Source organism: Novosphingobium pentaromativorans US6-1 (assembly GCF_000767465.1).
Lineage (GTDB): Bacteria > Pseudomonadota > Alphaproteobacteria > Sphingomonadales > Sphingomonadaceae > Novosphingobium > Novosphingobium pentaromativorans.
Genome location: NZ_CP009292.1, coordinates 470,338 through 493,018, shown reverse-complemented (window position 1 = coordinate 493,018; position 22,681 = coordinate 470,338). Strand labels below are relative to the sequence as shown.

The 22,681-nt window shown below is 60.2% G+C and carries 20 protein-coding genes; 12 read left to right on the top strand and 8 right to left on the bottom strand.

The window, feature by feature from the left end; translation table 11 throughout:
- Positions 1-3 precede the first annotated feature (3 nt).
- From JI59_RS20925 to JI59_RS20900, 6 genes are all read right to left on the bottom strand, one after another.
- The gene (locus tag JI59_RS20925) at positions 4-852 is read right to left on the bottom strand and encodes a PhzF family phenazine biosynthesis protein (RefSeq protein ID WP_007014372.1); all 849 of its coding nucleotides are present in this window, start codon (positions 850-852) and stop codon (positions 4-6) included.
- A 28-nt stretch (positions 853-880) separates the two neighbouring features.
- Positions 881-1,777, bottom strand: coding sequence for an EamA family transporter (locus JI59_RS20920; protein ID WP_007014373.1), 897 nt, complete (start codon positions 1,775-1,777; stop codon positions 881-883).
- A gap of 84 nt (positions 1,778-1,861) precedes the next feature.
- Positions 1,862-2,791: a LysR family transcriptional regulator gene (locus JI59_RS20915; RefSeq protein ID WP_007014374.1), complete on the bottom strand. Its 930-nt coding sequence runs from the start codon at positions 2,789-2,791 to the stop codon at positions 1,862-1,864.
- A gap of 80 nt (positions 2,792-2,871) precedes the next feature.
- Positions 2,872-3,972: an NAD(P)/FAD-dependent oxidoreductase gene (locus tag JI59_RS20910; RefSeq protein ID WP_039857936.1), complete on the bottom strand. Its 1,101-nt coding sequence runs from the start codon at positions 3,970-3,972 to the stop codon at positions 2,872-2,874.
- A 316-nt stretch (positions 3,973-4,288) separates the two neighbouring features.
- The gene (locus JI59_RS20905) at positions 4,289-6,433 is read right to left on the bottom strand and encodes a molybdopterin-containing oxidoreductase family protein (protein ID WP_007014376.1); all 2,145 of its coding nucleotides are present in this window, start codon (positions 6,431-6,433) and stop codon (positions 4,289-4,291) included.
- A 21-nt stretch (positions 6,434-6,454) separates the two neighbouring features.
- Entirely contained in the window at positions 6,455-7,696 is a 1,242-nt protein-coding gene (locus JI59_RS20900) for a cytochrome P450 (protein ID WP_039857939.1), read from the bottom strand.
- Between the two features lie 265 nt (positions 7,697-7,961).
- Between JI59_RS20900 and JI59_RS20895 the strand changes: the two genes are divergently transcribed.
- Complete coding sequence (locus JI59_RS20895) at positions 7,962-8,813, top strand: SDR family NAD(P)-dependent oxidoreductase (RefSeq protein WP_007014378.1); 852 nt, start codon at positions 7,962-7,964, stop codon at positions 8,811-8,813.
- 90 nt (positions 8,814-8,903) lie between these two features.
- Here JI59_RS20895 and JI59_RS20890 read toward each other — a convergent pair whose 3' ends face one another.
- Both JI59_RS20890 and JI59_RS20885 read right to left on the bottom strand, forming a co-directional pair.
- Positions 8,904-10,055: an alpha-hydroxy acid oxidase gene (locus JI59_RS20890; protein ID WP_039857984.1), complete on the bottom strand. Its 1,152-nt coding sequence runs from the start codon at positions 10,053-10,055 to the stop codon at positions 8,904-8,906.
- Positions 10,056-10,391: 336 nt separating this feature from the next.
- Positions 10,392-11,366 carry a TauD/TfdA dioxygenase family protein gene (locus tag JI59_RS20885; protein ID WP_007014380.1) on the bottom strand — a complete coding sequence of 325 codons (975 nt, stop codon included), beginning with the start codon at positions 11,364-11,366 and terminating at the stop codon, positions 10,392-10,394.
- A gap of 223 nt (positions 11,367-11,589) precedes the next feature.
- Here JI59_RS20885 and JI59_RS20880 point away from each other — a divergent pair, with 223 nt between their 5' ends.
- From JI59_RS20880 to JI59_RS20830, 11 genes are all read left to right on the top strand, one after another.
- Positions 11,590-12,759: an acyl-CoA dehydrogenase family protein gene (locus JI59_RS20880; protein WP_007014381.1), complete on the top strand. Its 1,170-nt coding sequence runs from the start codon at positions 11,590-11,592 to the stop codon at positions 12,757-12,759.
- A 59-nt stretch (positions 12,760-12,818) separates the two neighbouring features.
- The gene (locus JI59_RS20875; protein ID WP_160289751.1) at positions 12,819-13,763 is read left to right on the top strand and encodes a fumarylacetoacetate hydrolase family protein; all 945 of its coding nucleotides are present in this window, start codon (positions 12,819-12,821) and stop codon (positions 13,761-13,763) included.
- Positions 13,760-14,707 carry a fumarylacetoacetate hydrolase family protein gene (locus JI59_RS20870; protein WP_007014384.1) on the top strand — a complete coding sequence of 316 codons (948 nt, stop codon included), beginning with the start codon at positions 13,760-13,762 and terminating at the stop codon, positions 14,705-14,707. The genes JI59_RS20875 and JI59_RS20870 overlap by 4 nt, the downstream gene beginning before the upstream one ends.
- A 13-nt stretch (positions 14,708-14,720) precedes the next feature.
- Positions 14,721-15,560: a ThuA domain-containing protein gene (locus tag JI59_RS20865; protein ID WP_007014385.1), complete on the top strand. Its 840-nt coding sequence runs from the start codon at positions 14,721-14,723 to the stop codon at positions 15,558-15,560.
- A gap of 43 nt (positions 15,561-15,603) precedes the next feature.
- Positions 15,604-16,338 carry an SDR family NAD(P)-dependent oxidoreductase gene (locus JI59_RS20860; protein WP_007014386.1) on the top strand — a complete coding sequence of 245 codons (735 nt, stop codon included), beginning with the start codon at positions 15,604-15,606 and terminating at the stop codon, positions 16,336-16,338.
- Between the two features lie 23 nt (positions 16,339-16,361).
- Positions 16,362-17,129, top strand: a complete 768-nt coding sequence (locus JI59_RS20855) for an SDR family NAD(P)-dependent oxidoreductase (RefSeq protein ID WP_039857992.1) — start codon at positions 16,362-16,364, stop codon at positions 17,127-17,129.
- Between the two features lie 196 nt (positions 17,130-17,325).
- Complete coding sequence (locus tag JI59_RS20850) at positions 17,326-18,201, top strand: SDR family oxidoreductase (RefSeq protein ID WP_238532592.1); 876 nt, start codon at positions 17,326-17,328, stop codon at positions 18,199-18,201.
- A gap of 30 nt (positions 18,202-18,231) precedes the next feature.
- The gene (locus JI59_RS20845) at positions 18,232-19,305 is read left to right on the top strand and encodes a VOC family protein (protein WP_007014389.1); all 1,074 of its coding nucleotides are present in this window, start codon (positions 18,232-18,234) and stop codon (positions 19,303-19,305) included.
- 25 nt (positions 19,306-19,330) lie between these two features.
- Positions 19,331-20,389, top strand: coding sequence for a WD40/YVTN/BNR-like repeat-containing protein (locus tag JI59_RS20840; RefSeq protein ID WP_007014390.1), 1,059 nt, complete (start codon positions 19,331-19,333; stop codon positions 20,387-20,389).
- Positions 20,390-20,428: 39 nt separating this feature from the next.
- Positions 20,429-21,481 carry an amidohydrolase family protein gene (locus tag JI59_RS20835; RefSeq protein WP_007014391.1) on the top strand — a complete coding sequence of 351 codons (1,053 nt, stop codon included), beginning with the start codon at positions 20,429-20,431 and terminating at the stop codon, positions 21,479-21,481.
- Positions 21,482-21,761: 280 nt separating this feature from the next.
- Positions 21,762-22,676 carry an SDR family NAD(P)-dependent oxidoreductase gene (locus tag JI59_RS20830; RefSeq protein WP_007014392.1) on the top strand — a complete coding sequence of 305 codons (915 nt, stop codon included), beginning with the start codon at positions 21,762-21,764 and terminating at the stop codon, positions 22,674-22,676.
- Positions 22,677-22,681 lie beyond the last annotated feature (5 nt).

The window sequence follows — 22,681 nt, the reverse complement described above, 5'->3', positions numbered from 1 at the left end:
GCTTCAATCCTCCGGTTCCGGCGGGGTCAACTCGCGAACTGCGCCTGCGACGCGGATGCCTTCGCCTTGTGCAGGGGGTATCTCGGCATCGATCCTGCAGGGGATGCCCATGTCATCGCCTTGCTGGATGGTAATCCTACCGCCGTGCGGCCAATTGCGATCACGCAGGTAACCCGCGAAGGCCGCCGCTGCCGCGCCAGTCGCCGGGTCTTCGTAGACCCCGCCGGCCGGAAATGGATTGCGGACGTGGAAGAGCCTGGCATTTTCCGCATGGACCAGCGTGAACGTGACATAGCCCATGCGCTGCGCCAGCGACCGGCCTGCTTCAAGGTCGTATGCCATTGCGCGCAAGGCTTCGCGATCGCGCAAGCACAGAACCAGATGGTCTCCCCCTGCGTTGGCTACCGCGGGAGGAAGGCGCTCGTCGAGGTCCTCCCTCGACAGTCGGAACAGGGAAAGCGCTTCCTGCAACGCGTCATGGGTCACCGGATCGCTTCTTGTCCCTGGCGATCGGAAGGCCGCGCCCCATTTCGCGTCTGAACAATGCCCCTCGACTTCGATGCGTGCACGATTGAGGTCGAGCATGAAGCGCCCAGGTCCATACCGACGGGCTAGCGCGGCGCCGAGCGCAATCGTGGCGTGTCCGCAGAAATCGATTTCCATGTCCGGAGCAAAGTAGCGGACTTTCCACGTATCGCCGGTCGGAGCCGCAAAGACGCTTTCCGAATAGTCGACTTGTGCGGCCAGGGCTTGCATCCGGTCGGGCTCAGGCAGGGTGTCGCCAATGACGACACCAGCGGGATTGCCGCCAGTACTGCCGATGGAAAAGGCTGCGATATGCTGCATGGTCATGATCGTTTCCAGGATTGGCGCCGCGTTGTCAGCTTGGGTTGGCCAAGGGATCGCTTGAGGGCGAGGCTACGGCGCGGCTCGCGCTCGACAGGCGCGCTGATACGAGGGTGGTTCCGATGCAGGCGACTGTGATGAATCCGATCCCCGCCCACTGCACCGCGCTCAGGTGCTCACCGAGAACCATCATGCCGGCAATGGCGCTGACCGCCGGAGAAGCACTCATCAACACGCCGAAGACGCTGGCCGGCAATCGCCGCAAGGCATAGATGTCCAGAAGGAAGGGAAGCGCGCTCGACATTGCGGCCACGACGAGACCGGAGAGCAGGATGTTCGGATGAAAGAGCGCCGAACCTGCATGGGCAACGCCGATGGGGATGACGAAAAGCGACGCCAGCGCCATGCCGATCGCGGTTCCTTTCGCGCCGAGCGCTGACACCTTTGCTCCGATGCTGACATAAATGCCCCAGCAAAGTGCAGCGGCCAGTACGAAGGCGAGGCCCCTGGGGTCGATCACGCTTCCCGCCGTTCCGAAAGGCAGCAGTCCAAGCCCGGCCAGGGCAAGGCCGATCCAGACCAGGTCGATCCGGCGCCGCGATGCAATGAGGGCGGCGCCAAGCGGCCCGATAACCTCGATCGCAATGGCGATGCCGACTGGCATGTAGGAAAAGGCGCGATAAATCAGCAGGGTCATCGATCCGATCATCGCTGCATAAAGCAGCAGATAGGGCTTGATCGGGCGCTCGATGCGCAGCTGCCAGGGACGGAATACCAGGCCAAGGACACAGGCCGCGAGACCAATGCGCAAGGCGGCGACTCCCTCGGGGCCGACAAGCGGGAAAACGGACTTTGCAAAGGCCGCGCCCACCTGCAGGGAGAGCAGGGATCCGAACGCGGCAAACGCCGGAAGGTGGGGGGAACTCTTCATGCCGCGAGGATAGGCATAGTTCCTGTAGTGTGGAATAGGGCTATGATGCACTTCATTGCTGCACTGAATGCAGCAATGAAGTGCTTATCCGCGTCCTGTCGTCGTCCAGTCCAGTGAGGTGACGAGATCTTCGATCCACTCTGCGAATGCCTCGACCCTGCTCGATGCATATCGACCGGACGGTCGCACCAGGTAGATGCCGCCATCGCCATCGAAGGTCCACTTCGGCATGACGCGTACAAGACGGCCGCTCGCGATGTCTTTCGCCACCAGCCATTCGCCTGCACCGATGATGCCAAGCCCCGCTCGCGCCGCTTCGAGCATGGCCGTGCTGTCATTGGTGCGAAAGGGCCCTTGTGTCCTGACCGCAGCCAGATTCTCACCGTCGGACAGTTTCCATATCGGAAACGAGGCAAGCCGCGGGTTGCCCAGGCAGCGGTGTGACGAGAGTTCCGCTGGATTGACCGGTACGCCGCTGCGCTCAAGATAAGTGGGGGAAGCGGCGAGGACGCGTTGATGATCGGCGAGCTTGCGCGCGACCAGGCTGCTGTCGGCCAGATGCCCTATCCGGATGGCCGCATCGTAACCTCCGGCAACCAGATCCACGAAGCCGTCGTCGAAATCCGCTTCGAGCTCGAGATGGGGATGCGCGGCGGCAAAATCCGGGAGACGAGGGGCGATCCACAACCGTCCCATTGTCGCCGGGAAGGCGATGCGAAGCCGCCCGCTGACCTCGCTGGACAGGGAAGTCGCTTCCTGCTGGGCTTCGTCGAGCAGTTCGTTCGCCGCGATGATCTTTTCGACCAGTTTGACCCCGGCGTCGGTGAGCCGAACCTGCCGGGTCGAGCGTTCGACCAGACGCACGCCAAGGCGCGCCTCGAGTGACGCAATCCGCTTCGAGATGACGGTCGGATGCCTTTGCAGCATCCTGCCGGCGGCGGTGAAGGAGTGCGTGGATGCGAGGCAAACCAGTGCGGACAACTGATCGATCTGCCGGGAATCGGATAATGCCATATTGTGTCCAGTGAGGTTCAGGGCCTTGATGCGCAGCCATGCGTCGTTTGCGCCGCGCTATGCGCCGACAAGCCTAGGGCTCATCCCAGTTTCCGAACGACGAGTTCGCCGATGGCCAGCGAAGCCGTCAGTCCCGGCGACTCGATGCCGAAGAGGTTGATCAAACCGGGCAATCCATGTTCGGCAGGTCCTTCGATCCTGAAGTCGGCGACGGGCTCGCCCGGACCTGAAAGTTTCGGCCGGATGCCTGCATAGCCGGGCTGAAGGCGTTCGGGGTCCAGCTTCGGCCAGATTCTTCTGGCTGCCTGCACGAAATGCTCCTTGCGGCCTTCGTCGACCGTATAGTCGATCGTATCGATCCATTCCACGTCAGGTCCGAAACGGGCCCGGCCGGCAAGATCGAGCGTGAGGTGGGTGCCGAGCCCACCGGGCTCGGGGACCGGGTAGATCAGGTGCTTGAAAGGTACGGCGCCGCCATAGGTAAAGTACACGCCGCGCGCGAAATGAAGCGGCGGCACGCGATCGGCAGGCAGGGCCTCGATTGTCCGCGCAAGATCTTGCGCGGCAAGTCCGCCGGAGTTGATCAGGATCGGCGTTTCAAGCACCGGTTCGTCCATGCCCTCGATCCAGATTTGCCAGGCGTCCTGCCGCTGTACGGCGCGAGTGACCTTGGTCGAGCACACGAGGCTTGCGCCGCGAGCTTCTGCCGAACCGATCAGCGCCTGCATGTAGGCATGTACATCGATGATCCCGGTATCAGGCGAAAGGAGGGCGTCGGCGAGATCGAGTTCGGGCTCGAGGCCTCGTGCCTGCGCTCTCGTCATCCGCGTAAGCTTACCCGCACCAGCCATGCTTGCGGCCAATTCTATGACATCGAGCTCGCCGGATTGTTCGAGGGATTGGGCAAAGATGATCTTGCCCAGGCGTTTGTGCGCAACCCCTGCGCCTTTGCAGAACGCATAGAGCCTGTCACGCCCTTCGACGCAAAGCCGCGCCTTGAGCGAGCCGTCCGGATAGTAGAGTCCGGAGTGAATGACTTCACTGTTGCGGCTGCTCGTCCACGATCCGAAATGGGCTTCGCCTTCAAGGACCAAGGGCGGCATGCCGTTTCTGGCCAACGCCTCGGCAATGGCCAGCCCCACCACTCCGGCCCCAACGATGACAGCATCAGCTCTTTCCATTCGGGTCCGCCAGCCAGGTTATCACTCGCTCGATCATAAGGCGGAAGCGCGGATTTGCCAGATTGTCCTTCGGGGCGCCCATGCGAACGCCTTGGGGCGACTGGGGGCGCAGTCACGACAAACCATGTTCGATGAAGTCGAGACCACCTGTCTGGTGCCGGCAAGTGCTGGTGAAAGATTGCTTTCATCAAACCACAAAGCACAGTGGGCCGGATGCTCCCAGAAGGCGAGATCGCTGTACTTCGGAACACTCGGCCGACCCAGAATGTGGCGAGGTCTGTTCCCGGGATCAACCGCTGCCAGTGGCTGCGGCCGCTCAATCCATTCGACAGATCGCGACCGGGATCGCCGATAGTCGCGCCATCGAATTGATGGGCTCCATATCCCGTTCGCTTGAGATCAGGAGATTCGTGTTCGCGCCTGAGTTCTCGAAATCGCCGGGATCATCGGGCAATTGGCCCCAGCCGTGCGACATCTGGACGACGCCAGGACGCACCGACGGATCTCCCGAGACGGCCGCGGGAATCCGTCCGTGATCCGAGGTCATCCAGATGCGATCACCTTCTTCCAGGCCCAGTTCCACAATGTCCTGCGGGTTCAGCCATGCCGGATTGTAGGAACGACGGCGGCGCTGATATGGAAGTGCGGTCTGCGAGTTGACGACATTCCGATCGCGCCTCACGGCAAGGCGATGGGTGAAAGGCTGACCTTCTTTTGGATTTTCGCACGTTAGCGTGCTCTCGACCGCGACTTCGGTCAGTTCGGCAAACACTTCGTCGGGCATGACGTCGAAACGGGCACAAGCCTCGGGCCGAGCGGCACCGACAGTTCCGTGAATATCGAATATGTGCCCGCCCGGATATTTCTTGATTTCGGCAAGGGGGACCTGACCATCTTTGGCGAGCAGTTCGATGAGCATTTCGCTTGTGGGCGGAGTTTGCATGTCCAGCGGCGTACCCTCGAACGAGATCTGCTTGCCCAGCCGCTTGGCCAGGGACCAGTATATATACCAATCATCGACGACGTCGGAGCCGGCCGGCGGGGCGATGACCGGCCGGGCATAGGCGCCGAAGGCGACGGGATAGAAGCTGACTCCGACATGGGCGAGCGGCAGGTCGAAACGTTCGAATTCGAGTTTGACCGGCAAGATGTAGTGCGACAGCCGTGCCGTCGTCGACATGAAGGGATCTACCGAAACCAGCAGTTCGAGCGAACGGAGCGCGCTGACCACCTTGCGCTGGTCCGGCAGGGATGAGGCAAGGTTGCAACTGCCATTGAGCACGGCTTTTATCTGCCCCTTACCCGGGGTGAGGATCTCATCGGCGAAATTGCAGGCCATTCGTTCGCCCAGCAGATTCCCGGCGCCTCGAATTCTGCCGGGGGGCGCCTTCTCCCAATGGCGGTCGGGAGGGATGACCTCGGCGCGAAAGTCGAAAGGCGGGTGCCAGGGAACGATGTTGGTTACCTTGTCGCCCTCGCGCCGGAAGCGTCCGCAGATCACGTTGAGCAACGATACCATGTGGTCTGCCAGATTGGAGCGGGGAGACATGGTCACGCCAGTTGCCGTCCAGGCCGCGCCCCTTTTCGATTCTTTTGCGAACAGGGTGGCTGCCTCTAACAGAAGCTCCGCCTCGATGCCCGCGCGCTTTGCGACCATCTCGGGCGTGTACGGTTCCACGGCCTGGCGCAGGCGGGCCAATCCGCCTGGCGCGACATGACGGTTGCAGAAGTCTGAGTCTTCCCAGCCGTTTTCCAGGATGATGCGAATCAGGCCTGCGGCGATCGACGCATCCTCGCCCGGCAAGGGTTGCAGGTGCAGCGCTGCGAACTGGGCAGTTTCGCTGCGCCGCGGATCGACAACGATCAGCTTCAAGCCCCGGTTTCGGGCCTCTTTGAGAATCTTGGTCGGATCGGCCGACAAGAAGCCCATCAGGGCGTGCGATACGAGGGGGTTCGTTCCGAATAGAATTGCGACATCGGATTGGTCGAGATTCGGTTTGCCTGCGGCCCATCCACCCATGCGTCCATGGGTGATGAACTTGGCCGACTGGTCCACCGTGGCTGTGGTGAAATAGGCGGAAGACTCAATGGCCCGCGTGAACGCCTGCGGCATCGGATAGGCGGTCGAACAGGAAAAGCTGCCCACGCCCTTGAAGGTTGCTATCGCGTCGGGGCCATCGCGATCGATGATCGACTGCATCTTGGCCGCTATTTCGTCGAATGCCTGCTCGTAGGGAATTTCCTTGAACGAGCCATCGTCGAGGCGCTTGAGCGGGCGCAGTATGCGGCCCGGCCCATGATGGAGATCCTCTGCCTGCAAGCCCTTGTAGCAGGCGTAGCCGCGGGACATGGGATTGGTCTTGTCGCCGCGGATGCTGACGATCCGGTCGTTGTCGTCGATCTGCATCTTCATGGCGCAGCTGACGCAGCAGATCCGGCAGAAACTGATTTCTTCGCGCATGGCCCGGTTTCCTTGCGTTCTTCAGTCCAGCAGGACGTGAACGTTGTAGGGAGTGCGAAACACGACGCCTTCGATATGCGGTCGCGGCTGGGCCGGATCGAAGCGCATGTTGGGAAAGCGGTCGAGCATTGCGTTTACGGCGCGGGACATTTCCAGGCGTGCCAGGTGTTGCCCCACGCACATATGCGGGCCGGTGTTGAAGCCCATATGCGGCTTTTTCGGGCGGTGTACGTCGAAGGCATTCGGATTGGCAAAGGCATTGGGGTCCCGGTTCGCGGCCGAGAATGAGACATTCACCACCGATCCGGCGGGGATCGCGACACCGCCCAGTTCGGTATCGCGCGTGGCGGTTCGCAGGGTATAGCCCGAAGGGCCGTCCCATCGCAGGGTTTCTTCAATCAGCGGAGCGACGAGCGAGCGATCGTTTCGCACTTCATCCAGAAGCCCAGGGGTTGAGAGCAGTCCGGCGAACAGCGTGCCGGTCGCCCGAAATGTCGTATCGCCGGCGGCAAGCGTCAGTTGGCGCAGGAAAGCGATGATGAACTGGTCTTCCAGCCGAGCGCCATCCACTTCGCTGGTTGCCAGTGTGCTGATAAGGTCCGCGCCCGGATTGCGTCGCCGCTCGGCAACGATGTCCGTCAGGAAAGCGCCGAGCTTTTGCGACGCTTCCACTGCGTGATGGCGATACTCTCCCATCAGGCCTTGTGCCACTGCCAGCTTGTGAAACGTCTCTATGTCCTGCTCTGGCAGTGCGAGCTGGCGATAGATGATCTGGAAGGGGTACTTCTTGGCGAAGTCCTCAACCAGTTCGGCCTTGCCCGCCGTTGCAAGATCGGTAACCAGCCGATCGATCACCGGATCGATGAAAGTCTCGCTCCACTTCGCAACTTGTGCGGGCAGGAAGATGCGCTGGAACACGCGCCTAACCTCGGTGTGGACCGGCGGATCAAGCGCAGTGAGCGTCGGGCCGAAGGTGATGGAAAGGTAATCGTTCAGCGTCGCGTTGGAAAACAGCGCCGGATCGCGATTGACCGCCATTGCCTCCTCGTAACCCAGCACCGTGAACTGCCGAAGGCCTTCAAGCTGGGGCTCCGTGACCCCGCAGAGCAGGTCCAGCACGCTGCCTTCGACCACAGTGCCTTGCTGACGAAGTCGATCATAGAGACTGTAGACGTCCCGGATTTCTCCAAACGATGCAGCGAAGAATGCGAATGGATCGAAATCCACGTCATCGAAGCCTTGAATAACAGGTTGATGTTTCATTGGTTGATCCTCTCGACGGTTCTATCCGCATCGTCCCGGCATGCTCGGCGCGAGATGCTCCGGCTCGTGCTTGCATTGCGACGCGTTGTGCCTGCTTGGGCGCCGTTGGCGGGCTTTGCAGCCTACAGCACCAGTCCAAGGTGTTCCATCCTTTCCGCGAATCTTATTTCAGATAAAAAATAGACATTTCACATGTCGGTGTCTACTGCTGCTGTCACCGAGCACCAGAATCAGCCGAGAAAGATCAATTCGGGAGAGAACGAAGATGAAGCGGTTTTCGGGAAAGACTGTATTGATTACCGGTGGTGCCAGTGGCATCGGCCGCGGGACGGCGATCCGTTTCGCTGAGGAGGGAGCAAAGATTGCTCTGGCCGATCTGAACACGGCCGGCGGTCTCGAAACGGCAGGTCTTTGCGAAGCGGCAGGCGGGGAAGCGATTTTCATCGAGACCGATGTCTCGTGCGAGCAGGCCATGCAGGATTTTGTCGAATCCGCAGCGTCACGGCTCGGGGGCATCGATGTGCTGTTCAACAATGCAGGTTTCCCCGGGGCTGTCGGACCGATCGAAGCGCTTTCCGTAGAGGACTGGGACAAGACATTTTCCGTCCTGGTTCGCTCCGTGTTTCTCGGAATGAAATTCAGCGTGCCACATATGAAGCAGCGCGGTGGCGGCGCGATCGTAAGCACGTCGTCGATCGGGGGGCTGCGAGGATATGCCTTCGGACACGCCTATAGTGCGTGCAAGTCCGCATTGCTCAATCTTACGCGGTCGGCCGCCGTCGAACTCGGCCGGTTCAACATCCGTGTCAATTGCATTTGTCCGGGACAGATCCTCACACCCATGGCGGGAGGCGACCACAGCGACCTTGCAGCGCTGGAAGCTGACATGGCAACACGTCAGCCGATCCCACGTGCGGGTCGTCCGGAAGACATTGGCAATGCGGTGCTCTATCTCGCCTCGAAAGAGGCGGGGTTCATTACCGGTGAGATCATTACCATCGATGGCGGACTGCTGGCAGGATGTTGGGATTACAAGGCTCCCGCCGAGCAGGACGTGCCCTCATCTGCCGGTTTCATTGGGCCTTCTTTCCAGATCGATGCGCAAGGCGATGCATGATGCGGTCCGCCGCGCCAGCTTCGCTCGATAAGCTGCGGGAAAGTCTTTGCCGGTCGAGCAACGCTTAGCAGCGAAAAAGATCGATCGGGATCAGAGCTGCAGGAAATCGCGGTTGAGTTCGGCAACGCTGGTCGCCCCCATCATGGCCATGGCCCGGCTGATCTCGCTGCGGAAGATCTCCAGGACCCGCTCAACGCCAGCTTGTCCTGCTGCGACCAGTCCGAACGTTGTGGCTCGGCCTAGCCAGACGCATTTGGCGCCCAGGGCAATGGCCTTGAGAACGTCTGATCCCCGCGTGAAGCCGCCATCCACCATCACGTCGAGCCGTGAGCCTGCGGCGTCGACCACGCCCGGCAAGGCGCTCATGGACGGTATGCAGCCATCCAGGCTGCGCCCGCCATGGTTGGAGACGATCACCCCGTCGCACCCGATATCGGCGGCGGTGATTGCGTCCTCGGGTACCGAAATGCCCTTGATGACCAGCCGGCCTTTCCAGTCACGGCGAATGCGGCGGATCGTGTCCCAGGAATAATCGTCAGCTGGAGGATTGGGCGGTACTTTGCGGTCGCCGAAACGACCGCGAATGTCGTCAGGCAGATCCACCATTTCGGGCAGACCGCCTTCATGTAGATAGTAGGGGACAATCGCCCGCATGAGCCAGCCGGGTCTGGATAGCATTTCGCGGATGGCATTGCGGTTGAGCATTCCTGGCATGAAGCCGTTGCGTAGCATGTATTCGCGATTGCCGGTCTGGGGTGAATCGAGGGTGATGACCAGATTGTTCACACCGGCATCGCGCGCGATCCCGAGGTGGTGTTGGAGCAGGGCTTCGGTGCGGCAAGGGTAAAGCTGGCGCCACAGGAGATCGCCGCAGATTTCCTTGCATTCCGCCATTCCTGCGAAGTTCCCGCTGCCCAGAGTATAGGGAACGCCGGCTGAAGCGGCCGCACTGGCCATCGCCTGTTCCCCTTTGTAGTGCAGCAGCCCTACCATGCCCGTCACCGCGAGGCCGATGGGCATGGATTGCACGACGCTGCCAATCTGGGTTGTTATGTCGCGCATGGAAGTATCGATCCCGACCCGTTGGCGGATCAGGATGCGTTTGATGGACTCGCTGTTCTCTCGCCTGGTGACTTCGTCTTCGGCGCCGCGATCGATGAAGTCGTAAAGTCCCGGCGGAAGGCGCCGCCTGGCGATTGCTGCGATGTCGGCAACATTATAGGCCCTGTCGATCGCAGCCATCTGTTCCACCCCGTCTCTTCAAACCGTTCATGTGCAAGTCCGCATATCCGACACCGGCCCTCTCCCCCTTCAAACCTTCACTTCCCCAGGGAAGGTCGGGAGGGAAAGGGCCGGCATCGGGACTGCAAAATCCGCCGGAACGACGAATTTCCAGACAGCCAAACATAGCTTCTACCGTGCGAGCTGGACTTTACCGTACATACCGCAATTTACATCCCGGCGGGTGCCGTAACGATGTTGCCTTTCCCGGCTTTGATTCCGGTGCGGCAGGTGGCGACCCTCCATGTCGTCGATGCCTTTTCGGGGCGATCCGCAGGAAGGGCCGCACCACCACCGTCAAGCCGAAGCGCCAGCAGCAGTCTGGGAATCGAAGCGGTTATCTTCCCACTTCCATCCACCTTCTTCCAGGGTTCGCCCGGTCGGCTCCGGCGCAGCAATCGTCGTTCGACGTACTTCGCGTTCTTCGCCCGGTTCGACTCCAGAGGCCGTGTGCAGCATGCGAAGATTGTCCCATAACACCAGATCGTCGACTTTCCAGTCGTGGTAATAGGCATAGGCTGGGTCGGTGATGACCCAGCTCAGTTCCTCGATCAATGCGTCGGATTCGTCCGGTTCCAGGCCGAGAATCGACACCGCATTGTGCGGCGTGAAATACAGCATCTTGCGACCGGTTTCGGGTTGGACGCGAACGAGCGGATGCGCAACTGCCGGAAAGTCGGTGGCAGGCCGCGCCTGGAGAGCTTCCATCGAAGTGCCCTCGTTGAGCACCGTGAGCTTTTCGCGCTTGAAGAAGCGGATCATGCGCTCGTCGGGTATCATCTTGCAGACCGCTTCAAGGCCTTCGATCCGCTTCTTCAGGTTATCGTCGAGCCTGTTGTAAGCGTCAATCATGCAGGTGAAGCCGGTGGCGCCGCCCTTCTTTGGCAGCTTGTGCACACGCAGGATGCCGCCATGATTGGGGTGGGCCATCCAGCGGAAGTCGGTATGCCATGGGATGTAGCCAATCAGGACACGGCCGCCGACATCTATGGTTTGTTCCTTGACCGGATCGGAGCCGAAGGCGACAAGTTCGGGGTGGCCGTCGACGATGCGGTCCTTCAGGAAGTGTCCTTCCAGTCGGCCGAATACGCGACTCAGCTCGACATGAAGTTCGTCGGTTACATCGGTGTCCCGGAACAGCAGCAGGCCGTATTCGAACCAGAGCTTGCGAAGCTGCTCGCGGTTTTCCTCCGATGCGATGTCATCGAGGGTGATGCCGCGGATTACCGCGCCGTAAGACAGTTCGTCCGATAGCCTTTCGAAAGCGATCATTTCATGCAGTCTCCACTTGGGCGGCTGGACTCTGCGGCCCTACACTCATATGTTACAGCTATTAACATAGACGTCAAGGCGGAAACTTGAGCCCGTCCGGCCTGCGCGCACTTGACGCAACAAGAAGCCTATATAAAAGGTTTCTATCACATATGAAATAGCGTACATCGTCAGAACGGTGTCCGGCGGCGCGATCGACGCTGTTTGGGGAGAAGGCTGTCACATGGAATTCGAATGGTCCGAGGAGAAGCTGGCGATCCGTGAGAGCGTGCAGCAGATCTGCGCAAGATACAGCGACGATTACTGGTTGCGGAAGGATAAGGAAGGCGGCTTCCCCGAAGACTTCTACCGTGAGATGGTGGACGCCGGTTATCTGGGTATCTGCTACCCCGAAGCCTACGGCGGTGCAGGGCTGGGCATCCAGGAAGCTGCCATCGTCACTCGTACGATTGCCGAATCGGGGGCCTGTATGTCCGGTGCGACGGCCGTGCATGTGAACATGTTCGGTCTGCACCCGATCGTGGCATTCGGTACGGAAGAACAGAAGCACAGGATGCTTACCCCGATGATCCAGGGTAAGGAAAAGGCCTGCTTCGGAATTACCGAGCCCAATACCGGGCTCAATACGACCCAGCTCAAGACAAGAGCGGTGCGCGAAGGCGATCACTACCGGGTCAATGGGCTCAAGGTCTGGATCTCGACCGCCCAGGTTGCTGACAAGATCATGCTCCTGACCCGGACCACGGCGCTTGAAGACGTTAAAAGTCCCACGCATGGCCTGACCCTGTTCTACACAAAGCTCGATCGCAATGCCGTATCGGTGCGCGAGATCGAAAAAATGGGGCGCAAGGCTCTCGATTCGAACGAACTGTTCATCGAAGACCTGATGGTTCCCCTCGAAGACAGGATTGGCGAGGAAGGCCAGGGATTCAAGTATATCCTTGACGGCCTCAATCCGGAGCGGGTGCTGATCGCGGCCGAGGCGGTCGGGATTGGGTACGCTGCGCTCAACAGGGCGGCGAACTACGCGCGCGAACGTGTCGTTTTCGGCCGACCGATCGGTCAGAATCAGGCAATCCAGCACCCGCTTGCGATCAATTGGTGCGAGCTGGAGGCGGCTTGGAACATGGTGCTGAAAGCGGGCTGGTGCTACGACAACCGCAAGCCAGACGCGGGCGTATATGCCAACGCGGCAAAGTATCTGGCGGGAGAGGCAGGTTTTAATGCAGCCCAAAGGGCGGTGATGACGCACGGCGGCATGGGCTATGCCAAAGAGTATCACGTGGAGCGCTACCTGCGCGAAGTGATGATTCCGCGGCTGGCCCCGATCAGTCCCGAGCTGGCATTGTGTTTCATCGCGGAAAAAGCACTGGAAATGCCCAAGAGTTACTGACCAAACGCGAAGACAGAGGCCGACAAGCCTCTGCTGCGAACTTGAGGAGGAGGATGCCGGTGAAGCTGGCGAGATTTAACGACGACCGGTTGGGAGTTGTCACCGAGGGCGGCATTCGCGACGTGACCGACCTGCTGCCGGCTTCGATCATGGCGCTGCGTCCCCGCTACAGGATGAACGCCGTGATCGCTGCCTTCGACGATCTACGGGCGGCCTTCGAACGACACGATGGTCCCGTGCTGCCGTTGGAAGAAGTCAGCCTGGACGCCCCTTTGACGCATCCGGAACTGACCTTGTGCACCTTTGCCAATTACCGGCAAGGCGGAACGCACGAACGCGCCATGCCGGTGTTCTGGCTAAAGCCGGCGGATGCGATCACGGGGCCGGGATCGTCGGTCAGCTTGCCGGACATGGCGCTGGGCGCGGTCCATCACGAAGCGGAACTGGTCGTGATCATCGGCAAGGGCGGGCGCGACATTACCGTCGAGCAGGCGCTGGACCATGTCTTCGGGTATACTGCGACAATCGATCTCAACGTCCGCGGAATTCTCGATGACCAGGGAATCGCTGTCAATGCGCACGAAGGTTTCGGCTCGCTTGGCCCGTGGATCGTCACAGCCGATGAACTGGGCTCTCCGCAAGACCTGAATGTGCGCTTGTGGCAGGGCGAGACCCTGCGGCAGGATTATAGCACGAGCGACATGGAATATTCCGTTGCTGAACTGATTGCGTTCGTATCCGGCATCGCAACCCTGGAGCCGGGGGACCTGATCGCTTGCGGTACCGACATGCGCGGGGTCGGTCCCGTGCAGCATGGCGAGACATACCGCATAGAAATCGACCGGATCGGGGGGTTCACGCTTTCGGTAACCGATCCCCGCCGCCGCGTGTGGCCCTCCGATGTCGACCCCAAGGCGGATGAAGCGCTTCAGGCGGCCCGCAATGGGAGCTTTTTCATGGGTGCCAATGCCTTTACTCCGGCGATCGAGGAGGCTGTATCGTGAAGCTTGCCCTGTTTAACGATTATTGTCCCGGTCTTGTCGTCGGCGATCGCATTGTCGATCTTTCCGCCGCGGTAGGCGAAGCGATCATGGCAGAATTGCCCCGAGACCGGATGCCGGAAATCATCGCCCGGTTCGCTGAATTGCGGCCCGCGATCGAAGCATGCTCCGATCAACCGGGGCAGGCCCTTGAGCAAGTCAGGTTGCGCGCGCCGCTGCCCAGGCCGCGCAAGATGTTTTTCGGCCTGGGCAACTACAAGGAATTTCTCGAGTTGCCGGACAAGCCGGTGAAGCCGATCAACATGTTTGTGAAGTCGTCTCGTTCGGTGATCGATCCGGGAGCGACGATTCACCTCATCCCGCACGAAGCGATCCAGTTCCAGCATGAAGGCGAACTGGCCGTGGTGATCGGAAGCCGCGCGCGAAACGTTTCGCCTCAAGAGGCCCTGAATCATGTGTTCGGCTACACCTGCGTTGTCGACGCTTCGGCACGCGGCTTTCGCGAAAACGTGACTTTCATCAACAAGTCGGCAGACACTTTCTGCCCGCTGGGGCCCTGGATCGTGACCGCTGACGATCTGCCCGATCCGCAGGCGACCCGTTTGCGCCTATGGGTCGATGGCCAACTGCGGCAGGATTATCCGACCAGCGACATGGAAAATCCGGTCCGCGAGATTGTTTCATACGCTTCGCGGGTATTGCCGCTGGAACCGGGCGACGTGCTGGCTTGCGGGGTCAATCATCAGGGACTGGGACCGCTGCAGGACGGCGAGCGCGGGGTGATCGAGATTGACGGTATCGGTCGACTGGAATTTGCTGTTGCCGATCCCTTGAAGCGCAAATGGCCGGTCGGGGTGGATCAGAAGCTGGCGGCGGGCGCGCGGACGTATCGCCGTGGGGAAATGCTGCCGCCCGGAACGCCGATGTTCGAAAGCCGCATCGGTTGAAAGCGGCTGCGCCATGACCTTCGAACGCTTCACGGCGCGTACCCGAGAGCGTCAGGTGGCGGTCGTCACTGGCGGGCATCCATTCGATGCTCAGGCTTTCTTCGCCTTGCTGGATGACGTCCTCTATGATGATCTTGGTTACAACTGGTGCAACGTCGCGCATCCGGCCGCCACGGCGCTGTTCGAGCATCCGGACAGTCTTTCCCGGTTCGACCTGATTCTGTTCTACGACGTGCCGGGACAGGACTATCGCATCCCCCAGGCGCCCGTGCAATTCGAGCCGAGCGAAGCGTACAAGTCCGGGTTCGAGCGTCTGCTGGCTTGCGGTGTGCCGATGCTGTTCCTGCATCACGCCATCATCGGCTGGCCGCGCTGGCCGCGCTACGCGGAAATTCTGGGCGGCGCGGTAATGGCGGAACCGGGCGAACTGCGCGGGCGCGAGGTCCCGGATAGCGGCTATCGCTTCGGCGTTACGCACCGTGTCACGCCGGTTGCCGATCATCCTGTTACGGCAGGACTGGAGGACGGTTTCGAGATCACCGACCAGCTCTATATGGGCGAAGTGTTCGAAGAGACATTGGTCCCCTTGATGCGCAGCAATTACCGGTTCGACGCAAGCGGGTTCTATTCGATCGGCGCGTCCATGGCTGGGCGGCCTGACAGCAATGAGGGGTGGGAGCGCCCTGCCGGCAACAACCTGATAGTCTGGGCGCGTCAGGAAAAGGCCAGCCCGATCGTCTATGTCCAATGTGGTGACGGTCCATCCGCTTATCAGGTGAGCGGATTTCGCCAGCTCTTGCGCAATAGCGCGAAGTGGCTTGCCGAGCAGTCGACGCGTGCGAATGGAACATGAAAGATGTTGAGCCGTCCAAGGCTCTACAAGCGGAGATGGAACGATGGGAAGGCTGGAAGGCAAAGTCGCGCTCGTAACCGGGAGTGCCGCAGGGATCGGGCAGGCAATTGCCTGGCGATATGCGCGGGAAGGGGCACAGGTTCTGGCGACCGATATTTCCAGTGAGATGGATGAAACGGTGGCACAGGGGGAGGGACGGATCGTCGCGGCTCATTGCGATGTGACTGATCCTAAGTCCATCCAGTCCTGCGTCGCTCAGTGCATCGACCGGTTCGGTGGGATCGATGTGATGTGTAACAATGCCGGATTTCCAGCGCCGCTCGTGCCGGTCGACGAACTGCGCTTCGAAGACTGGAAACGCAGCTATTCGGTCAATGTCGATGGGGTGTTTCATGGCATCCAGGCGGCTGCGCCGCACATGAAGGAAAAGGGTGGAGCGATCATCAACATGGCGTCTATCGGCAGCGTGAAGGCTCTACCCAATCTGGCAGCTTACGCCAGTTCCAAGGCAGCGGTCATGCAACTTACCAAGGTGGCCGCGCTTGACCTTGGCAAGTACGGCATCCGGGTCAATGCCATAGGACCTGGCTATATTCGCACGACTTTCGGTGGCGGATATAGCGATGAAGTCGCAGAAATGCTTGCCGAGCAAAACCCCATGGGGCGGATCGGCGAACCCGACGACGTGGCAGGTGTGGCACTCTTCCTGGCATCGGACGACGCGCGTTGGGTTAATGGAGCCATGCACTTCGTGTGCGGCGGTTCGAGCGCGCTTTGATCGGAACCGGGGAGGAAGGCAGAATGGGTAGTCTGAGCGGCAAAGTGGCGATCGTGGCGGGGGCTGGAGCGAAAGTGGGCATTGGCGCCGCCGTGGCACGCCTTCTGGCGCAACGGGGCGCTTCAGTGGTTGTTGCAGACCTGAACTTCGATGGTGCCTCGGCGATCTGCTCGGAGATTGAAGCTGCCGGCGGGCGTGCGCTTGCCCTGCGGCTGGACATCGCCGATGAAGCCTCGGTCGCTGCCATGGTGCGGGATTCGGTATCCGCTTTCGGCGGCATCGACTTCATCCATGTCAATGCTGCGGACACCAGCATCCGGCGACAGGATACGGATGCCGTCAGTGTTCCGCTCGAGGTCTTCGACCAGACGATCGCAGTTGGCCTGAGAGGCCACCTGCTTTGCAGTCGCTATGCCATTCCCGAGCTGCTCAAGCGCGGTGGCGGCGGCATCTGCTACACGTCCTCTGACGCTTCGATGACGTCGATGCCCCATTATGTCTCCTATGTCGTGAGCAAGGCGGGGCTGAACGGACTGATGCGCCACGTTGCAACCCGGTGGGGCAAGGAAAACATCCGCGCCAATGCCGTGGCTCCCGGTCTGGTTCTGACTGACACCGTCGAACGCGATCATACCGAAAAGAGCAAGGCCGACCTGCTGGCGATAACCAGAAGCCCCCGCCTGGGAATGCCCGAGGATATTGCCGCCATGGTGGCCTACCTGGCCTCTGACGACGCACAGTGGGTCAATGGTCAAGTGTTGAGTGTCAACGGCGGCCAATACATGCACTGATGCTGTTTGCCGTAGAGGCAGGAGGTCAGCTTCGATTGAGCTCAGATAATCATTATATGAAATGGTTGTTGCGCATGTGCACTGCTGTGCGGTAGTAAAGAATCGTACCGCAAGGGCGCGTGGTGGCTGCGAACGTGTGATTGCGGCCGAACAAAAAGAGATTCTGGGAACGAGGACATATTGAATGCGGGATTTGATGTTTCGACCAGATCTGATGAAGGGCATGCGCATTCTGGTTGCCGGCGGCGGCACCGGAATTGGCGAGGCGATGGCGGACGCCTATGCTACTCTTGGCGCTTCGGTCTATCTGGCAGGGCGCCGGGCCGAAGTGGTGGAACGCACCGCGGCCCGGCTTGAGGCTGAAACCGGCAGCTATGCGCGGGGGTTCGCCTGCGATGTCAGGGATCCAGACCAGGTCAGAAGCCTTGTCGAGCGTTGCTGGCAGGACGGAGGTCCGATCCATGGCCTGATGAACAGTGCTGCGGGCAATTTCATCTCGCGCACTGAGGATCTCTCGCCCAATGCCTTCAACGCGATCACCGACATCGCCTTTCGCGGTGCCTTCTACCTGACGCAGGAATGCGGCAAGCGCTGGATAGCCGAGGGAGTCAGAGGGACCGTGGTGTCCGTCCTGGCGTCCTGGATCTGGAACGGGGGGCCCTTTGCCGTGCCTGCGGCCATGGCGAAAGGCGGCATCGAGATCATGTCCAAGTCCTTGGCGAGCGAATGGGGCAAGCATGGGATCCGGCTGCACACGATCGCGCCGGGGATTTTCAAGACCGAGGGATCGCAGACACGTCTCGATCCCCTGGTGAAACACGGCTGGAATCCGTGTGGCAATCCGCTGGGCCGGCTGGGCGAACTGAGCGAATTGGCAAATGCAGGCGTGTTCCTGATGGCGCCGGGATGCGAGTTCATGAATGGCCAGGCCATCGCGGTGGACGGCGGAGCGTGGCTGGCCAACGGCGGCAATTTCATGGCGCTCTCCGACGTTGATGACGAGGGCTGGAAAGGCATCAAGGACTATGCGCGCGGCGCAACAGATGCACAGAAAAGTGAGCGGTCGGTATGAAAGTTCGCCGCCGAGAGGAAGAACAAGGCTATGCTTAACGGTATCGCAAGGCTGAACTTCGGGGTCGAAGATCTGGAGAAGGCTGCGCGCTTTCTCGACGATTTCGGATTGCCTGGAGTGGAGCGGACAGCTGATCACGCGCTCTACCGCCTGGCGGAGGGTTCCTATATCTCCGTTCGTCACATCGAGGACCCACTTCTTCCAAAATCGGACCAAGTCGGCTGCGGTGTGCGGGAAGTGATATGGGGGGTGGACGATGCCGACAGCCTGCGGCGATACGTCTCGGATTTGCGCCGCGACCATGACGTTACCGAAGACGAAGAGGGGACATTCCACTTCGTGACGTCCTTTGGGCAGGCGATGGGGCTCCGGCTGTGGCAGAAAATTCCGGTTGTCTCTTCGCCCTCGCCGCTAAACGCGCCCGGCTCGACGCAGCGCTTCAACCAGTGGCGCAAGTGGCGGCATCGAGCCGAGCCAAAGCAGATCATGCATGCCGTGTTCGCTTATCCCGATGTCAACGCGGCTCTCGATTTCTATCGCGATCGGCTGGATTTTCGCGTCAGCGAGGTTCAGATGGGGATCGGCATCTATCTGCGCTGCCCGGGTTCGAGCATGCATCACACGACAGCACTGCTCGATGCCAATGTTCCTTTCGTGGGCGACGGAAGGCTCAAGTACGATCACACCAATTTCATCGTCGAGGACATCGACGAGATTATGGTCGGCAAGGCCTATATGGAGCGTCAGGGTTGGGAAAAATCGCAGCAGGGCCTGGGGCGTCATCGCATCGGTTCGGCTCTGTTCCTTTACATGCCATCGCCCACCGGCGGTGATATTGAATACGGAGCGGACGTCGACGCGATTGACGATACATGGATCCCGCATCAGTGGTCGGCCGACTTTGGCTATCGCTCGTGGATTCACAGTCCGCCGCCGTTCATGCTCCATGAGCCGGAGCACAAGCTTGGCTTTGTCGATGGCGCGACTGTGCGCCACCGCACGATCGAGGAATTGATTGAAGCGGGTGAGATGGATCCGCCCGAACCGGCCGCGCAGGAAAGCAGGTTGAATGCAGGCGAAGATACGTCCGCACCTGCGCAGTGACCCGTGAATCAACGAAAGGCCGGATATGACTGAAACCTTCAAGGTCTACGTTGGATCGATGGGATCGGGCGTCTTCATGAGCGACAATGGCGGCCGGTCCTTCTATCAGGCCGCTCAGAAGATGGCGGTTGCTCCTTGGGGGGCCTGGATCGACGTGCGCGCCGTGGAGGTCTCGCCGCATGACCCCACGCATATTCTGGCAGGCTCGCATATCGGCGTGCATCTGAGCGAGGATGGCGGCAAGAGCTTCGAGTTCATTTCCTCGCCGTTCAATTACAAGCAGGTCTGGTCTGTATCGTGGCACCCGGATGACCCGAACATCCTGTTCGCGGGCATTGCCGGCTGGGACACAGACTATCCGCTGTTTCGTTCGACGGATCGAGGCAAGAGCTGGCAGCAACTGCCCATGTACGTACCGGCGTTCACGCCGCCGATCGGTGCTTCGCATGTGACCCGGATCCAGATAGATCCCGCCAGTCACGACACCATCTGGGCCACTTGCGAGATTTACGGCACCTTGGTCAGTCACGACCGCGGAGACAGCTGGACCAAGATTCGCCCGCTGGGAGACCATGTCCTGTTCGGGGACAATCACGGTGTAGCGCTCAGCGCAGATGGGAAAGTCTATATTACCAGTCCGTGCGGTGTCTTTATCAGCACCGACAGGGGTTCGACCTTTCGCCGTCACATCTTTCCCGACATCTACCCATCGGACGACAACGGCTGGTTGCCGGCACCTGTGGAACTCAAGCGCAAGCTGGGATTGACGCAATACGTGCGCCACATCGCCTTGAAGCCGGATGAAACCGACGTCGTCTATGCTTGCACGGGGGATACGACACCCGGCCGGGCAGGCCTGCTGCAGCGCAGCCGCGATGCGGGCCAATCCTGGGATCCGTGCGAGTTTCCCACTCCCGCCAATTCGCATGTCAGCACTGTCGCCGTTCATCCGGCCGTGCCTCATGTGGTCGTCTGCGCGAGCCTTTACGGCCAGATATTCGTCAGCACCGACGGCGGCGACAAATTCTTCAAAAGCGAGCAGGAATTTGGCGAGATCCGCGGACTTGCGATCGGTCCTGCCTGAATTCAACTACTTAACAGATCAGTATTTGCGAGAACCAGCATGGCAAGACGTCTCAAGAAAATCGATGTCCATTCCCACGTCCTGACGCCGAAAATGCTGGGCGCTGCGGGCAGTTACGGTCCGGAAATGATCGACCATGGTAATGGAACCCAGAGCTTTCGCGCCGGAACGTACCAGACCGCTCCTTTCAAGGGGAGCAGTGAATCGGGGCAACAAGGTGCGCAAAACCCCCACGTTCGGCGTGAGAAGCTGGACAGCCTGAATATAGACGTCATGGGCGTCACGGCGAGCCCGATCTTCTTCTGCTATGGCGCGAGCCCCGAGGAGGGCGCCAATTACTGCCGCGTGGTCAACGACGAGATGGAAGCCTATTGCGAGGGCGAACCGGGCAGGTTCTTTTTCCAGCCGATGTTGCCGCTTCAGGACATTGAAGCCTCTGTGAAGGAGCTCGAACGCCTCAAGAGTTTTCACTATTCGCGCGGCGTCAACATGTCGACCGACAACCTGGCTGGCCGCGAACTGTTCGACGAAGCCCTGTTTCCGATATTCGAATATCTCGAGGCGATCGGCGAACCTCTGTTCCTGCATGGCGCGCCGATAGGGACGGACGATCCTGCCTGGGATCCCGCACTCAATGAGAAGGATATCTTCAATTTTGGCTGGATAGCGGGATACATCTATCGCGAATCCCTGGCTTTCGGAAATCTCGTTCTCGGTGGAGTTCTCGACCGCTATCCGAACCTGAAGATCTGCATTCCTCATGGTGGAGGTTTTGTGCCCTACCAACTTGGTCGCTTTGCCGAGGCAGCCGAACGGATGCCCGCAAGCAAGGCCAAGAAACCCGTCAGCGAATATGTGCGCAACTTCTATTTCGAGAACTCGGTGCACGACCCGCGTGCAAGAGATTTTCTCGTCCAGGTATGGGGCATTGACAACATCTACACTGGCTCCAACTTCGATGGCTGGGATCAGAACGACGCCTTCGGGTTCGCTGAAACAATGGCGCGCAATGATGAGGAATTGCACAAGCTTTGGGCTGGCAATGCCATAAAGTTGTTCAATTTGGGCGAGGAATTCGGGACGCCTCAGTAACGCGGACTGCGCGAGGCGGCACTCGCCGCGTCGGTCATTTTCCGAAACGGAAGGTTACGGGTTCATCAGCTGCGATGCCGCGTCATCGCAGCCGTGCAGCTGCGCGTCCACGTTGCGTCTGTTCTTGCGCTTGAGGACGCTTGCTCAAGCGGGTTTATATTTCCTGTGTGATATAAACTTTGACATGAAGAAATTTCGGCATTAACATTGAAGATCTGCAGAGCGTCGCAGGCGAAGCATGCGAGATGGGTGAAAGCGGAAGATCCCGGGGAGATTGATAATGGGTGTTCTGGACGGCAAGGTTGTGGTGGTAACCGGCGCCGGCGGCGGAATCGGGGCGGAAATCGCCAAGTACGCAGCTCGCGAAGGCGCCAGCGTGGTAGTCAACGATCTGGGTTGCGGTCCTGGCGGCGACGGAGCGGACGCCGGACCGGCCCAGATTGTTGCCGATGAGATTGTAGCGGCCGGCGGGTCGGCGGTGGCCAATGGCGATACTGTAGCCACCTGGGAAGGCGCCCAGGCGATAATCCAGTCGGCTATCGATGCGTTCGGCAGGATAGACGGTGTCGTGAACAATGCAGGGGTGCTGCGCGACAAGCTCTTCCACAAGATCGATGTCGACCAGTGGGCCCCGGTTCGCAGTGTCAATCTGGACGGCAGCTTCTTTGTCTCGCGTGCCGCTGCGCCCCATTTCCGCGAGCAGGAGAGCGGTGCCTTTGTCCACATGACGTCGACCAGCGGATTGATCGGCAACTACGGTCAAAGCAACTATATGGCGGCAAAGCTGGGTGTCGCCGGCCTGTCCAAGTCGATCGCATTGGACATGAAGCGTTTCAACGTGAGGTCGAACTGCATTGCGCCCTGGGCCATGACCAGGCTGATCGGCGAGATCAAGACCGACAACAGCGAGCAGAACCGCAACCGGGTCGAGGCCTTCCAGTCCATGACTGCGGACAAGGTTGCGCCCTTCGCCGTTGCGCTGCTCTCCGACGGTGCGGCAAATGTCAGTGGTCAGATCTTCAGCGTTCGCAAGAACGAGATCATGCTGTTCAGCCAGCCGCGGCCGATCCGCACGATGCACACGGCCGAAGGTTGGACGCCGGAAACCTGCATTGAACGGGTTTTTCCCGCCTTCGAGGGATCTTTCTTCCCGATCCAGATCACCGCTGAGGTGATCCCTTGGGATCCGGTCTGATACGC